The sequence below is a fragment of the Pseudonocardia hierapolitana genome, from assembly GCF_007994075.1.
Lineage (GTDB): Bacteria > Actinomycetota > Actinomycetes > Mycobacteriales > Pseudonocardiaceae > Pseudonocardia > Pseudonocardia hierapolitana.
This window is the reverse complement of record NZ_VIWU01000001.1, coordinates 7,753,655-7,768,073: the sequence shown is the minus strand read 5'-3', so window position 1 is coordinate 7,768,073 and position 14,419 is coordinate 7,753,655. Positions and strand designations below refer to the sequence as shown.

The 14,419-nt window shown below is 72.8% G+C and carries 14 protein-coding genes; 3 read left to right on the top strand and 11 right to left on the bottom strand.

The window, feature by feature from the left end; all coding sequences use genetic code 11:
• Window positions 1-61: 61 nt before the first annotated feature.
• Genes FHX44_RS36545 through FHX44_RS36520 form a run of 6 tightly spaced genes read right to left on the bottom strand, consistent with a single transcriptional unit; the run spans window position 62 to window position 5,150 of the window.
• Window positions 62-826, bottom strand: coding sequence for a fumarylacetoacetate hydrolase family protein (locus FHX44_RS36545; RefSeq protein WP_147259934.1), 765 nt, complete (start codon window positions 824-826; stop codon window positions 62-64).
• A 16-nt stretch (window positions 827-842) separates the two neighbouring features.
• Window positions 843-1,889 carry an ABC transporter substrate-binding protein gene (locus FHX44_RS36540; RefSeq protein ID WP_147259933.1) on the bottom strand — a complete coding sequence of 349 codons (1,047 nt, stop codon included), beginning with the start codon at window positions 1,887-1,889 and terminating at the stop codon, window positions 843-845.
• Between the two features lie 39 nt (window positions 1,890-1,928).
• Window positions 1,929-2,780 (bottom strand): ABC transporter permease, encoded by an 852-nt coding sequence (locus tag FHX44_RS36535; RefSeq protein WP_147259932.1) that lies wholly within the window; start codon window positions 2,778-2,780, stop codon window positions 1,929-1,931.
• The gene (locus FHX44_RS36530) at window positions 2,777-3,625 is read right to left on the bottom strand and encodes an ABC transporter permease (protein WP_147259931.1); all 849 of its coding nucleotides are present in this window, start codon (window positions 3,623-3,625) and stop codon (window positions 2,777-2,779) included. The genes FHX44_RS36535 and FHX44_RS36530 overlap by 4 nt, the downstream gene beginning before the upstream one ends.
• Window positions 3,622-4,473: an ABC transporter ATP-binding protein gene (locus FHX44_RS36525; protein ID WP_212612813.1), complete on the bottom strand. Its 852-nt coding sequence runs from the start codon at window positions 4,471-4,473 to the stop codon at window positions 3,622-3,624. The genes FHX44_RS36530 and FHX44_RS36525 overlap by 4 nt, the downstream gene beginning before the upstream one ends.
• Window positions 4,470-5,150, bottom strand: a complete 681-nt coding sequence (locus tag FHX44_RS36520; RefSeq protein WP_170309188.1) for a GntR family transcriptional regulator — start codon at window positions 5,148-5,150, stop codon at window positions 4,470-4,472. Before FHX44_RS36520 ends, FHX44_RS36525 begins: the two co-directional genes overlap by 4 nt.
• Before the next feature lie 105 nt (window positions 5,151-5,255).
• On the opposite strand from FHX44_RS36520, the gene FHX44_RS36515 reads away from it, so the two are divergent.
• Both FHX44_RS36515 and FHX44_RS36510 read left to right on the top strand, forming a co-directional pair.
• Window positions 5,256-6,020: a GntR family transcriptional regulator gene (locus tag FHX44_RS36515; protein WP_147259929.1), complete on the top strand. Its 765-nt coding sequence runs from the start codon at window positions 5,256-5,258 to the stop codon at window positions 6,018-6,020.
• Between the two features lie 123 nt (window positions 6,021-6,143).
• Window positions 6,144-8,117, top strand: a complete 1,974-nt coding sequence (locus FHX44_RS36510) for an elongation factor G (RefSeq protein ID WP_147259928.1) — start codon at window positions 6,144-6,146, stop codon at window positions 8,115-8,117.
• On the opposite strand, the gene deoC is transcribed toward FHX44_RS36510, so the two are convergent.
• Window positions 8,114-8,842: a deoxyribose-phosphate aldolase gene (gene deoC / locus FHX44_RS36505; RefSeq protein WP_246170785.1), complete on the bottom strand. Its 729-nt coding sequence runs from the start codon at window positions 8,840-8,842 to the stop codon at window positions 8,114-8,116. The genes FHX44_RS36510 and deoC overlap by 4 nt on opposite strands.
• On the bottom strand, window positions 8,839-9,543 hold the full coding sequence (locus FHX44_RS36500) for a GntR family transcriptional regulator (protein ID WP_212612812.1): 705 nt from the start codon (window positions 9,541-9,543) through the stop codon (window positions 8,839-8,841). The genes deoC and FHX44_RS36500 overlap by 4 nt, the downstream gene beginning before the upstream one ends.
• Before the next feature lie 146 nt (window positions 9,544-9,689).
• Between FHX44_RS36500 and recQ the strand changes: the two genes are divergently transcribed.
• Window positions 9,690-11,501, top strand: coding sequence for a DNA helicase RecQ (gene recQ, locus FHX44_RS36495; RefSeq protein ID WP_147261756.1), 1,812 nt, complete (start codon window positions 9,690-9,692; stop codon window positions 11,499-11,501).
• Window positions 11,502-11,508: 7 nt separating this feature from the next.
• Here the strand turns inward: recQ and FHX44_RS36490 are convergent, their stop codons facing one another.
• From FHX44_RS36490 to FHX44_RS36480, 3 genes are read right to left on the bottom strand one after another with little or no spacing between them, the layout of a single operon-like run.
• Window positions 11,509-12,117, bottom strand: a complete 609-nt coding sequence (locus FHX44_RS36490; RefSeq protein WP_147259926.1) for a GTP-binding protein — start codon at window positions 12,115-12,117, stop codon at window positions 11,509-11,511.
• Complete coding sequence (locus FHX44_RS36485; RefSeq protein ID WP_170309187.1) at window positions 12,107-12,493, bottom strand: DUF742 domain-containing protein; 387 nt, start codon at window positions 12,491-12,493, stop codon at window positions 12,107-12,109. The genes FHX44_RS36490 and FHX44_RS36485 overlap by 11 nt, the downstream gene beginning before the upstream one ends.
• Entirely contained in the window at window positions 12,490-14,274 is a 1,785-nt protein-coding gene (locus FHX44_RS36480; RefSeq protein WP_170309186.1) for an ATP-binding protein, read from the bottom strand. Before FHX44_RS36480 ends, FHX44_RS36485 begins: the two co-directional genes overlap by 4 nt.
• Between the last annotated feature and the right edge of the window lie 145 nt (window positions 14,275-14,419).

The following is a 14,419-nucleotide window of genomic DNA, read 5'->3' as shown; positions in this document are numbered from 1 at the left end:
GATTGCAGCATGGCCGCCGTGATGCCATCTCGTTGCATGAAGGTGGCCGTGCTGCAATCGCTCAGACTTCGGCGACCACCGGGTTCGTCAAGGCGCCCAGGCCCTCCACCTCCACCGTGATCGTGTTGCCCGGCTCCACCGCGCGGACGCCCTCCGGCGTGCCGGAGAGGATCACGTCGCCGGGTTCGAGGGTGGTGAAGCGGGTGATGTACTCGATCAGGTACGGGATCGGGAAGATCAGGTCCTTGGTGCGGCCGTCCTGGCGGCGCTCGCCGTCCACCGTGCACGAGACGCCGACGTCGGTCGGGTCGAACTCGGTGTCCACCCACGGTCCGATCGGGCAGAACGTGTCGAAGCCCTTGCCGCGGGTCCACTGGCCGTCGGAACGCTGGATGTCGCGGGCGGTGACGTCGTTGCCGCAGGTGTAGCCGCCGATCACGGCCCAGGCGTCGGCCGCTGCCACGTTCCGCGCGGTGCGCCCGATCACGAGCACCAGCTCGGCCTCGGGGTCGACGCGCTGCGACAGCGCCGGGTACACCACGTCGGCGCCGGGCCCGACCACCGCGGCGGGCGGCTTGAGGAACAGCAGCGGCTCCTCCGGCACCGGGTTGCCGAACTCCGCGGCGTGCGAGCGGTAGTTGCGTCCCACGCACAGGACGGTGCGCGGGGTCACCGGGGCGAGCAGCGGCACCTCGTCGAGGCGGCCGACGACCTGCCCGCCGGGTCGCAGGTCGACGAACGGCGTGCCCTCGGCGGTGCGCACCACCCCGTCGTCGAGGACGCCCCATGCGGCGCCGTCGGGGCTCGAGTAACGAACGATCTTCAACTGGTGTCCTTCCGCCTCAGCACTGGTTGTACGCGTTGGTCCACAGCACGCCCTCGGCGGGGTCGCCGGCGGTGTCGGTGATCTCGACCTCGTGCATGACGGTGAGCGTGCTCCGCACGGCCGCGGCATCGAAGCACCCGTCGGCGGACAGGGCCGGTGCCAAGGCGTCCAGGGTCTGCTGCAGCACCGGGAGGTCACCTGCCGACATCCGGTCGACGATCTTCGCGGCGGCGGCGTGCGGGTCGGTGAGCACCTGCTCCATGCCCGCGTTCAGCGCGCGGTTGAACGCGCGGGCGGCCTCCGGGTTCGCCTCGGCCCACTCGCGGTTGGCGGCGAACCCGGTGTAGGCGAAGTCGGCGAACCGCGGCACGTCACCCGACGGGCCGTCGATGAGCACGGTGCCGAACCCCTCGGCCTGCGCCACGTACGGCGTGGGCGGGGAGAGCTGGTAGGCGTCGATCTGGCGGGTTTCGAGGGCCGCGAGCAGGGACGCGCCGTCGCCGATCGCGATGATCTCGGCGTCGCGCTCCGGGTCGAGGCCCGCCTCGCGCAGGTAGTAGCGCATGTACTTGTCGCTCGCCGCCCCCGGCGAGGTCACGCCCAGCCGCAGCCCTTTCAGCGCCGCGTAGCGCGCCTCGATCGGCGAGTCCCGGGTCACTCCGCGCTCGCGCGCCACGTCCGGGTTCATCACCAGCGTGAACGTCACCCGCCGCACCAGGTTGTGCACCATCACGAGGCTGCCCTCGCCCTCGGCGGCGAGGGTGGCCAGGTCGTCGAACCCGAGGTCGGCGTACTGCGAGCTGCCGGAGATGGCGGCCGGCACGCCGTCGGCGCCGCTCTGCAGCTCGACGATCGTGACGTCCAGCCCCTCGCGCTCGAAGATCCCGTCCTTCTCGGCGATGTAGAGCGGGGCCAGGAACGCGCTCGGCAGTGACGACACCGTGATCGCGGTGCGCCCGCCCTCCCCGGCCGTCCCCCCACCCGCGTCCCCGCCGCACGCCGCGACCGTCAGCGCGAGCGCCAACGCGCCACCCATGATCGCGGAACGCCTTTGTCCTCGCATGATCACTCCTGTTCGTTCGGAAGTCAGCGTCGTCGATCTTCAGCGGCCGTCGGTCGCCTGTGGCAGGTCGACGTCCGGTTGCCAGCGCAGCGCGTGCCGCAACGGGCGCAACAGCAGGTTCATCAGCAGCACGATCACGGAGAGGCAGAGCACGCCTGCGAGCACGCCGGCCGTGGAGTAGCTCGCCGCGGCGGCCCGGGTGAGGTAGCCCAGCCCGCGGTTGGACGAGATGAACTCGCCGGTGACCGCGCCGATCATCGCCGCGGGCAGGGTGATCCGCAGCGCCGCCAGCACGAACGGCAGTGCGCTGGGCAGCAGCACGGTGCGCAGCAGGTCCCTCCGTGACGCACCCATGACGCGCGTGACGTCGAGCAGCCCTGTGGGCACCTGCTGGAACCCCGCGACCGTGTTGATGAAGACGATGAAGAACACGAAGTAGGCGGCGATGAGGACCTTCGGCGTCATCCCGATCCCGAACCAGAGGATGAAGACCGGGCCCATCGCGACCGCCGGGATCGAGTACGCCACGAGGAAGTACGGCTCGGCGATCCGGTAGGCGGTGCGCAGCATGGCCAGCGGCCACGCGACCAGTACCGCCGCCACCGCGCCGAGCACGTAGCCGAGGAACGCCGCGGTGACCGTGAACCCGCCGTGGTAGACGAGCTCCCCCGAGACGGCCCACTCCACGAGCGTCTCGGCCACGTCGCCGGGCGAGCTCACGTAGAACGGGCGGATCAGGGTGCCCGAGGCGAGCTCCCAGCCGACCAGCGCGACGACCACGATGCCGGCCCGGGCGGCCAGGAGGAACCGCCGCTGCGCGGTGCGGGCGGCGTGGTGCGTGCTGCGCGTGGCCTCGAGGACGGCCCGCGCCGCGGGCGTGAGGTCGCTCATCCGTGCACCTGCCCGCTGTGCCACGGCGCGAGCCGGGCCTGCAGGAACCGCAGCAGCCCGTTGGCCGTCATCACGACGGCCGCGATGACCACGATGCCCGCGAACACGGTGGCGATGTCGAACTCCCGCGACGCCCGGGCGACCAGGTAGCCCAGCCCCTGCGTGGAGGCCACGAACTCCGAGAGGAGCGCGCCCTCGATCGCGCGGGTGACGGTGATCCGCACGCTCGCGACGATCGCCGGTGCCGCCGAGGGCAGCGTGACCTTCAGCAGCAGGTCCCGACGGCTCGCCCCGAGCACCCGGCACACGTGCAGCAGCCCCGGCCGCACCTCCCGGATCCCGGTGGCCGTGTTGACGAACACCACGAAGTAGACGAGCAACGCGGCCATGACGATCTTCGGCGCCGTGCCGAGGCCGAACCACAGGATGAACAGCGGCGCCAGGGCGATCTTCGGGATCGAGTAGAAGCCGACCAGGAACGGCTCGAACACCGCGTACCCGCGGCGGGTCTGCGCCAGCGCGAACGCGCTCGCCAGGCCCAGCACGGAGCCGATGGCGAACCCGGCCGCCGCCTCGCCGATCGTGACCCCCACGTGGCGGAAGATCTCCCCCTCCGCCGCGAGCTCGCCGACCCGTCCCGCGATCGTGGCCGGGTCGCTCACGTAACGCGGGTTCACCAGGTGGCCGAGGCCGAACTGCCAGAACAACAGGATCGACGCGCCGACGGCCGCGGTGCCCGCCCAGAGCACGGCGCGCTCCGACCGCGCGCGCCTGCGGTCGGCCGCCGCGGCGCGCGCCAGCACCGCAGCACTGCGGTCGACGTCCGGGGTGACGGTGGCGGTCACGGCGTCCCGCCGCCGATCCCGGCTCCCCCGATTTCGGCGCCCTTGATCTCGGAGCGGATGTCCGCCCACAGCGCCTCGTGCAGCTCGCTGAAGCCGGGCGTCTCGTGGATGCGGAACGGGTCGCGCGGGCGCGGGATGTCCACCGTGTACTCGCGCTTGACCGTGCCCGGGTTCGCGGTGAACACCAGGATCCGGTCCGACAGCGCGATCGCCTCGACCAGGTCGTGCGTGACGAACAGGACGGTGGGCCGGGACCGCTGCCAGAGCTTGATCAGCTCGGCCTGCAGGATCACCCGGGTCTGCGCGTCCAGGGGACCGAACGGCTCGTCCATCAGCACGACGTCGCTGTCGTGGACGAGGGTGCGGATGATCCCTGCGCGCTTGCGCATGCCGCCGGACAGCTCGTGCGGGTAGTGCTCCTCGAACCCGGCGAGCCCGACGAGGTCGATGAACTCCTCGGCCCGTGCGCGGCGCTCGGCCCGCGGGACGCCGCGCAGCTCCATGCCGAGCTCCACGTTGCCCGTGAGCGTGCGCCAGGGCAGCAGGTTGTCCTCCTGCGTGATGTAGCCGACCGCGGTGTTGACGCCGCGAACGGGCCGGCCGTGATGGGTCACCGCGCCCTCCGACGGGCCGGACAGGCCCGCCACGAGGTTCAGGCAGGTCGACTTCCCGCAGCCGGACGGCCCGACGAGGCTCACGAACTCGCCCGGCCGCACGTCGAACGCGACGTCCTGCAGCGCGAGCACCGGCTCGCTACGCCGGCCGCGCGCGACGAACGCCTTGTAGACGTGGTCGAACCCCACCGCGGCGGTCGTCACGTTCTCGCTGACCTTCTCCACAGTGCTCACGCTGTCTCCCCGCCGGCCGCATGCCGCTCGCCGTCCGGCATCTCGTCCAGCAGGGTGCTGACCGTGTCGCCCACCGAACGCTTGTGCCACAGCGCGAGCGCCGCGGCCCGCTTGGGATCCCGTGCCCGCAGCGCGTCCATGATCCCCTCGTGCTCGGACTGGGAGGCGGCGATCCGCTCGGGCACCATCCGGAAGACCCGCTGGAAGCCGGAGTGGCGCTGCCAGATGTCCATGGTCAGCTCGCGCAGCATCTCGTTGCCGCAAGCCCCGATGATCGTCGCGTGGAACTCGCGGTTGAGGTCGGAGAAGCCCGGGCCGTCCTTGGCCTCGACGGCCGCACGCATCCGCAGCATCAGCTCGTCGAGGGTGTGCAGCTCGGTGTCGGTGATGCGCTCGGCGGCGAGACCGGTGGCGATGCTCTCGAGGTGGCCGCGGATGAAGTAGGTCTCCTCGATCTCCCGCGCCGTGAGCGTGGTGACCCGTGCCCCCCGGTACGGGATCATCTCGACCAGCCCGTCGCGCTCGAGCATCCGCAACGCCTCGCGCACCGGGATGTCGCTGCTGTCGTACTCGTTCGCGAGCTGGCGCAGCACCAGGCGGGTGCCGGACAGGATCTCGTTGGACAGGATCCGTTCGCGCAGCGCGCGGTAGATCGTCTGCGACTTCAGATCGGACACGAACCACCTCCTTGTGGCCTCGGTCACTCCGACCATATCAGATATTCCGGTTCGCGCACGCTCCGTTCCCGCCCGGTCCGCGTCGGTAGCACTTACTCTGAGCGGATGTCCCCTGAGCTGCTCGGGCGTGCCCCTGCGCTGGAACGCCACCGCGGCGTTCCGGTGCACGCCCAGATCGAACGGTGGCTCATGGAGGAGATCACCGCGGGCGCGATCGCGGCAGGCGACCGGCTACCCGGCGAGCGCGAGCTGGCCGCCGCGCTCCGGGTGAGCCGCATGACCCTGCGCCAGGCCCTCGACGGGCTCGCGCGCCGCGGCGTGCTGATCCGCACTCCCGGGCGGTCCGGCGGCGCGTTCGTCGCCGAGCCCCGCATCGACTGCGACCTCACCGGCGTCGCGGGCTTCACCGAGCAGATGCGGCGCGCACACCGCCGGGCGGGCGCGGAGGTCCTCGGCGCCCGGACCATCGAGGCGGAGGGGCCGGTGGCGCGGGCACTGCGGCTCGCGCCGGGCGCGCCCGTCTACGAGCTGGTTCGGGTCCGCTCGGCCGACGGCGCCGCGCTCGCGCTGGAGCGCTCGTGGCTGCCGGCCGACCAGCTGCCCGGCCTGCTCTCCCACCCGCTGACGGGCTCGATCTACGAGCTGCTCGCCGACGAGTACGGGCTCGCCCCGCACACCGCCGTGGAGTACCTCGAACCCGTGAGCGCCGACCCGGCCGAGGCGGCCGCGCTCGGGGTGGTCCGGGGCACGGCGCTGATGGGTGTGGAGCGCACGGCCCACTCGGTCGGTGGCCTGCCGGTCGAGTACGCCCGCGACCTCTACCGCGCCGACCGGGTGCGGCTCATGGTGCGCACCGAGGTCCACCGCTAATCCGATTGCCGCACCCCACCGCGAGCGGCTTTACTCCCCCGGCGAGCCACGAGAGGAGTTCCACGATGCGAGCTGCGTTCATGTCCACCCCCGCCGCTTCCGCATCGCTGAAGGACATGACGCTTGGCTCGCACGCTCAACCTCGGGATCGTCGCCCATGTCGACGCCGGTAAGACCAGCCTGACCGAGAGGCTGCTGTTCGACGCCGGTGTGATCGACCGGATCGGCAGCGTCGACGAGGGCACCACCCAGACCGACGCAGGCGACCTCGAACGCAGGCGCGGCATCACGATCCGGTCCGCGGTCGTCTCGTTCGGCATCGGCACGGGAGCCGACGCCGTCACGGTCAACCTCATCGACACCCCCGGCCACCCGGACTTCATCGCGGAGGTGGAGCGGGTGCTCGGCGTGCTCGACGGCGCGGTGCTCGTGCTGTCGGCCGTCGAGGGGGTGCAGGCGCAGACCCGCGTGCTCATGCGCACGCTGCGGCGCCTGCGCATCCCGACCCTGCTGTTCGTCAACAAGATCGACCGCACCGGCGCCGACGTCGACCGCGTGCTGGACGACGTCGCCCGGAGGCTCACGCCCACCGCGGTCGCCATGGCCACCGTGCGCGACGGGGAGGTACTCCCCCAAGGCCCGTCCGATGCCGCGTTCACCGCACGGCTCGCCGAGGTGCTGGCCGAGCACGACGACGCGCTGCTCGCCGCGTACGTCGACGGCGCGCTCCCGTACGGCCGGCTGCGCCGCGAGCTCGTCGCGCAGGTCGCCCGGGCGCAGGTGTACCCGGTGTTCGCCGGATCGGCGATCACCGGTGCCGGCGTCGAGTCGCTGACGTCCGGGATCGCGCAGCTGCTGCCCGCCCCCGAGGGCGACCCGGACGGGCCGCTGTCCGGCACGGTGTTCAAGATCGAGCGCGGCCCGGCGGGCGAGAAGGTGGCCTACGCACGCCTGTTCTCCGGCACCGTCCGCGTGCGCGACCGCCTCGAACCCGGCGGCAAGGTGACCGCGCTCGCAGCCGTCGACGGCGGCCGGCCGGTGCCGCGGCCGGCCGTCACGGCGGGGCAGATCGCCACGCTCCGGGGCCTGCCCGACATCCGCGTCGGCGACCCGATCGGCACCCCACGACCCGGCACCGTGGCGCGGCATTTCGCCCCGCCGACGCTCGAGACCGTGGTCGTGCCCTCCACGCCTGCCGACGGCGGCGCCCTGCACGCCGCGCTCACCCTGCTCGCCGAGCAGGACCCGCTCATCGACCTGCGGCGGGACGGGCGCGAGATCGCGGTGTCGCTGTACGGCGAGGTGCAGAAGGAGGTCGTGCAGGCCACGCTCGCCGAGGAGTTCGGGCTCGACGTCGCCTTCCGCGGCTCGACCACGATCTGCGTGGAACGGGTCGACGGGGTCGGCGCGGCCGTGGAGGTCATGAAGGTCGAGCCGAACCCGTTCCTCGCCACCGTCGGGCTGCGCGTGGAGCCGGGCCCGGAGGGTTCGGGCACCGTGTTCCGGCTGGGCGTCGAGCTCGGGTCGATGCCCTACGCGTTCTTCGTCGCGGTCGAGGAGACCGTCCGGGAGACGCTGCAGCAGGGGCTCCGCGGATGGCACGTGCTCGACTGCACGGTGACCATGACCCACTCCGGGTACGCCCCGCGGCAGAGCCACGCCCACGCCACCTTCGACAAGAGCATGTCGAGCACCGCCCGCGACTTCCGCCACCTCACGCCGCTGGTGCTGATGAACGCGCTGCAGCAGGCCGGGACCACGGTGCACGAGCCGGTGCACCGCTTCCACCTCGAGGTCCCGGCCGACACCTACGGCGCCGTCCTGCCGGCCCTGTCCCGGCTCCGCGCGGTGCCGCAGGCACCCCTCCCCCACGGAACGGACTACCTCCTCGACGGGCTCCTGCCCGCCGCCTCCGTGCACGAGCTGGAACAGCTCCTCCCCGCGCTCACCCGCGGCGAGGGCGTGCTGGAGAGCGAGTTCGACCACTACGAGCCGGTGACGGGGCCCGTGCCGAGGCGCCCCCGCACCGACGACGACCCGCTGCACCGCAAGGACTACCTGCTGAGGGTGGAGCGCCGGGTGCGTTCGCTCCCCTAGGTTGACGGGTCGGCGCCCACGGTCGTCCCCGCCGCGGCTGCTCGACGGGCGGCGAGGTCGTCGAGGATCGTCGCCGTGGCCGTCGCCCCGAAGCGGGTGGCACCGAGGGCGGCGAGCTCGAGCAGCCGGTCCAGGGTGCGCACGCCGCCTGCGGCCTTGACCCCGACGTGCGGCGACACCGTCCGTCGCATCAGCACGATGTCGTCGGCGGTCGCGCCGCCGCCCGCGAAGCCGGTGCTGGTCTTGACGTAGTGGGCGCCCGCGGCCTCGGCGAGCCGGCAGCCGAGCACCTTCGCGTCGGCGTCGAGCAAGGCGTTCTCCAGGATCACCTTCACGGTGCGGCCCCTGGCGGCCGCGACGACGGCCGCGATGTCGTCCTGCACATAGGCGGCGTCGCCGTCGAGCAGCCGCCCGACGTGCAGCACCACGTCGATCTCGGCGGCGCCGTCGGCCACCAGCTCCCGCGTCTCGGCGACCTTGGTGGCCGTGGTCGTGTCGCCGTGCGGGAACCCGGCCACGGTGCCGACGACCACCTGCGTGCCGGCGAGCGCGGCGACCGCGAGGCGCACGTCGGACGGACGCACGCACACCGACGCCGTGTCGCGGGCGGCGGCGAGCGCGCAGCCCGCGCGCACCTCGTCGGTGGTGAGCTCGGGCCGCAGCAGCGAGTGGTCGATCATCTTCGCGACCGCGGCGGGTTCGGGGAGCATCTGCGGGGCGTTCACGGGCCTGCCTCCACGTCGAAGGTCACTTGCAGGGCGTACCGGGAACCGACGTAGCGGCTCACCGTCCGTTCCAGGGGTTCGGCTCGCTGGTCGGCGATGAGCCGGGTCTCCACCAGCAGCGGCTCGGTGGCGGGCACGTCCAGCAGGCCTGCGTGCGGCCCGGCCGCTTCCGCCGTGAGCGTCGACGAGCCGAGCGTCGGGCGCAGGCCGCGCTCCCGCAGCGCGCGGTGCAGCGACTCGCGCTCCAGGTCGAGCTCCAGCAGGTGGGCCAGGTGCGGCGGGAAGCAGGCGTGTTCCAGCGCGAGCGGCGTTGCTCCGGCGAGGCGGACGCGCACGATCGAAACGACCTGCGCTCCCGGCCCGAGGCGCAGGGACGCACGCTCGTCGGCGGTGGCCTGCCGGAGCGCGGCCTCGACGACGCGGGACGAAGGCACCTGGCCCCAGCTGCGCACCTGGTCGTGGAAGCTCATCAAGGTTCCGGCCGGGCGGGGCGCGGGCCGGGGCCGCACGAAGGTGCCGCGACCGGGTACGCGCTCCACGAGGCCGTCGGCGGCCAGCCGGTCGAGCGCCGCCCGCACGGTCATCCGGGCCACCCCGAACTCGGCCGCCAGCGTCGGCTCCGACGGCAGCGGGTCGCCGGGCGAGGCCGTGGACAGACGGGTGCGCAGCGCCTGCTCGATGCGCGCGTACAGCGGCGGCACGACACCTCCTTTGTCTAGACAGTCTAGACAATCGCCAGTCATCGGCCTGCCTGTCAACCGGGACGGCGGATTCGACGGTTCGGCCCCGCACCGTCGGACCGTCCCCCTACGATCGCCGGGTGCCCGACGTCAGGACCGCTGATCCCATGACGGCCCCGCTCGACGTCCTGCGCCGCGTCTTCGGCTACGAGTCGTTCCGCGGCCAGCAGGCGGAGATCATCGAGCACGTCTGCGGCGGCGGGGACGCGCTGGTCCTGATGCCCACCGGCGGCGGGAAGTCCCTGTGCTACCAGATCCCCGCGCTGGTGCGTCCCGGTGTCGGCGTGGTCGTGTCCCCGCTCATCGCGCTCATGCAGGACCAGGTCGACGCGCTGCGCGCGCTGGGGGTGCGGGCCGGGTTCCTCAACTCCACCCAGTCCTTCGAGGAGCGCCGCGACACCGAGCAGGCGTTCCTCGCAGGCGAGCTCGACCTGATCTACCTCGCCCCCGAGCGGCTGCGCGTGCCGTCCACGCTGGGCCTGCTCGAGCGCGGCCGGATCGCGCTCTTCGCCATCGACGAGGCCCACTGCGTGGCGCAGTGGGGCCACGACTTCCGGCCCGACTACCTGGAGCTCTCGCAGCTGCACGAGCGCTGGCCCGACGTGCCGCGCATCGCGCTCACGGCCACCGCCACCGAGGCCACCCACACCGAGATCGCCCAGCGCCTCGACCTGCAGCCGAGCGAGCGGGCGCGGCACTTCGTCGCGAGCTTCGACCGCCCCAACATCCAGTACCGGATCGCGCCGAAGGACGATCCGCGCCGCCAGCTGCTCGACCTCCTCCGCACCGAGCACGCGGGCGACGCGGGGATCGTCTACTGCCTCTCCCGCAACTCGGTGGAGCGCACCGCCGAGTTCCTGGCGGCCCAGGGCCTCACCGCGCTGCCGTACCACGCCGGTCTCGACGCGGCCACGCGCGCGGCGAACCAGTCCCGGTTCCTGCGCGAGGACGGCGTGATCGTCGTGGCCACGATCGCGTTCGGCATGGGCATCGACAAGCCCGACGTGCGGTTCGTCGCACACCTCGACCTGCCCAAGTCCGTCGAGGGCTACTACCAGGAGACCGGTCGCGCGGGCCGCGACGGCCTGCCGTCCACCGCATGGCTCGCCTACGGGCTGGCCGACGTCGTGCAGCAGCGGAAGATGATCGAGGAGTCCGACGGCGACCGCGAGCACCGCCGCCGCCTCGCCCAGCACCTCGACGCCATGCTCGCGCTGTGCGAGACGGTCGAGTGCCGACGCTCCCAGCTGCTCGCCTACTTCGGCCAGCGCGGCACGCCACCCTGTGGCAACTGCGACACCTGCCTGGTCAAGCCCGAGTCCTGGGACGGCACGGTGGCGGCGCAGAAGGTGCTCTCCACCGTGTTCCGGCTGGACCGGGAGCGGCGCCAGAAGTTCGGCGCCGGGCAGATCGTGGACATCCTGCTGGGCCGGCGCACGGCCAAGGTCGAGCAGTTCGACCACCACTCGCTCACCGTCTTCGGCGTCGGCACCGACCTCGGGGAGGCCGAGTGGCGGACGGTGCTGCGCCAGCTCGTCGCCCGCGGGATGCTGGCGGTGGAGCCGCGGCACCAGACGTTCGTGCTCACCGAGGAGAGCCGCCCCGTGCTGCGCGGCGAGCGTCAGGTGATGCTGCGGCGCGACCCGCAGCGGCAGGCCCGCCGGTCCCGTCCGGCCAAGGCGGCGCAGCCCGCCCTCGCCCCCGAGGCGGCCCCGCTCTTCGAGCGCCTGCGCGCCTGGCGCGGTGCCGCCGCGAAGGAGCAGGGCGTGCCGGCCTACGTGATCTTCCACGACGCCACGCTCCGCGAGATCGCGTCCCGGCGCCCCACGTCGCTCGCCGAGCTGGGCACGGTCAGCGGCGTCGGCGAGACCAAGCTCGCCCGCTACGGCGAGCAGGTGCTCGAGGCCCTCGCCGGCTGAACGGCACTCAATTGCTGAACGGCACTGGGCGCGGGAACCGCACCACGTTGGAGCGGTCGAGCGCGTGCTCGACGAGCCGGACGATCGTCGCGAGGCACGAGCTGGGCTCCCGCGCGTCCATCCGCACGACCGGCACGTCGGTCCGTAGCCGCAGCGCGTCGTGCACGGCCGCGGGGCCGAACCGGTCGGAGCCCGGGAACGTGTTCACCGCCACGACGAACGGGACGTCGCGGCCCTCGAAGAAGTCCACGGCGGCGAAGGAGTCCTGGATCCGGCGCAGGTCGACCAGCACGATGCCGCCGACAGCGCCCCGCACGAGCTCGTCCCACATGAACCAGAAGCGGTCCTGCCCCGGCGTGCCGAACAGGTAGAGCATCAGCGAGTCGCCGATGCTGATCCGGCCGAAGTCCAGCGCCACCGTCGTGGTGGTCTTGTCCGGCACCGCCCCGAGGTCGTCGACGCCCACGGACGCCACGGTGAGGGCCTCCTCGGTGGACAGCGGTGCGATCTCGGACACCGAGCGCACGAGCGTCGTCTTCCCGACCCCGAACCCGCCCGCGATCACGATCTTCAGCGGGATCAGCCCTGGCCGGTCCGGCCGATGGTCAGCGGGCACGCAGGCCGTCCAGGAGGCGGGTGAGCACCGCGGCGCTCGGTCGTCCGCCCGCGAATGCGGGTGGCGGGGCGTGCACGTCGAGATAGCCGCCCTCGACGAGGTCGCTCACGAGCACGCGTGCGACCGTCACGGGCACGGTGAGCGCCGCACCGATCTCCACGAGCGACACCGGCGTGCGGGCCAGCTCGATGATCGTGCGGTACTCGTTCTGCAGGTCGTTGGCCCATCTCGCGTGGTCCGTGGCGGTCACGAGCGACTCCATCGGCAGGTCGCGTCCGCCCGACCGGGTACGCCCACCGGTGAGGGCGTAGACGGGGACGAGCCGGCGCGGGGCCGCCCCCTCTGCTCGGTGCCGGGGCGGCTCCGGCCCGCTCACCGCCCCGTCCCCGGTTCGGGTCTCGCGTCGGAGGGCGCGGGAGCGGACGGCGCGGGCTCGAACCACGCGGTGCCCGCGCCTTCCGGCGGTGCCTCCTCACCCTGTTCGACGGCGGCGCGCCGCCCGGCGTGGAAGCGCGAGAGCGCCTGCGCGGCGCCCGTCACGTGGGCGGGCGGGAGCGCGGGACGCTCGGCGCCGGCGGATCCGACCGACCGCAGTTCCGGCACGATGTGGGTCTGCGGCACCCGGCGGCGCAGGCCGATGTACTGCCCGGCGTCGTCGCCGAACCACGCCGGTTCGGAGCGCTGGGCCGGCACCGCCGGTTCGGGTGCGGCCTCGTGCGGTCCCCACCGGCCCGGCCGGGTGTCGTCACCGTCGAAGCGGAGCCGGTGTGCACCCCCGCCGCGCTGGGGACGTGCCAGCACGGCGGTGCCGATGGTCGAGGGCACGGTTCCCCCGGCGATCGCGACGGGCTCGCGCCCGAGACCGAACGGGTCGGCATCGCCCTCGAACAGTTCGACGGGCAGGGCGACCACCGCGGTGGTGCCCGACGCGGGGGTCGGGGAGAGCGTGACCCGGATGCCGTGCCGCGCGCTGAGCCGGGCGACGACGTGGAACCCCAGGCGCTGGGCCACCGAGAGGTCGACCTCGACGGCCTTCGCCAGGATCGCGTTGGCCGCCGCGAGGTCCTCGGCGGGCATCCCGACGCCCCAGTCCTCGATCACGAGCAGCTCGCCGCCGGGGTGTTCCCGGTCGGGGCGCATGCGGATCCGCACGAGGGTGTCCGGAGGGGAGAACCGCACAGCGTTCTCGGTGAGCTCCGCGATCAGATGGGTGAGGTCGGTGACGCTGTGGCCGGCGATGGCGAGGCGGTCGTCGATGAGCACCGACACGCGCTCGAAGTCCTCGGTCTCGGCGATGGCGGCACGCACGACGTCGCGCAGCGCGACCGGCTCGCGCCAGATCCGCGCCGGCTCCTCGCCGGCGAGGACGAGCAGGCTCTCGGCGTTGCGCTGCACCCGGGTGGCGAGGTGGTCGAGCTTGAACAGCTCGGCGAGCGCGTCCGGGTCCTGCTCCGCCGTCTCGAGCTGGTTGATGATCTCGAGCTGCCGGTAGAGCATGCTCTGGTTGCGCCGGGCCAGGTTCACCAGCAGGTCGGAGGCGAACTGCCGCCGGTTGATCTCGGCATCGGCCAGCCGCTGCGCCAGTGCGTCCTTCTCCTGCTGCGAGTCCTCGGTGACCCGCCAGAACAGCGCCATTCCCAGACAGGCGACGAGCACCGCGACGCCGTGGATCAACGACCACAGCCACGGGTTCGCCTGAGCCGGCTCGTGGTTGAAGATCAGCGACTGCTGCCAGGCCGATCCGACGCCGTGGCTCACCACGGTGAAGAGCACGTTGGTGAGGAACGGGACCCAGTCCTGGTACAGGGCGATGAAGCCGATGATCACGAAGAAGTGGAAGTGGGCCTCGATGGTGCCGTCGGTCAGGCCGACCAGCGCCGCCGAACTCCAGACGAGCCCGGCGGTGACCGCGACCGATGCCACCCGCCGGTGCCGCCGCAGCAGCCAGCCGACGAGCAGGCACGCGGCGGGGACCGCGACCGCGATCAGGACGGCGTCGGGCGGCCGGCGCAGGAACAGGCCGAAGGCGGCGAGGCCGGGCACGTGCACGGCCAGCACGACCAGCAGCAGCCGGTGGCGGCGCTGCCAGTCCGCCTCGGCCAGGCCGTATCCGTGCGGGATCAGGTTGACGACAGATCTGCAGACCGAGCGACGCATCCGCATCCTCCACGGCTGAGCTGACGGGGAGCGGAACGCGCAGGCCGAAGGACGTTCGGGGGGAGCCGCACGGCGACGCCGATGTCACCGTGGGCGACGACCTCGTACCAGCACGCTCACGTGAACAGCGCAGTGGGATTCGTCC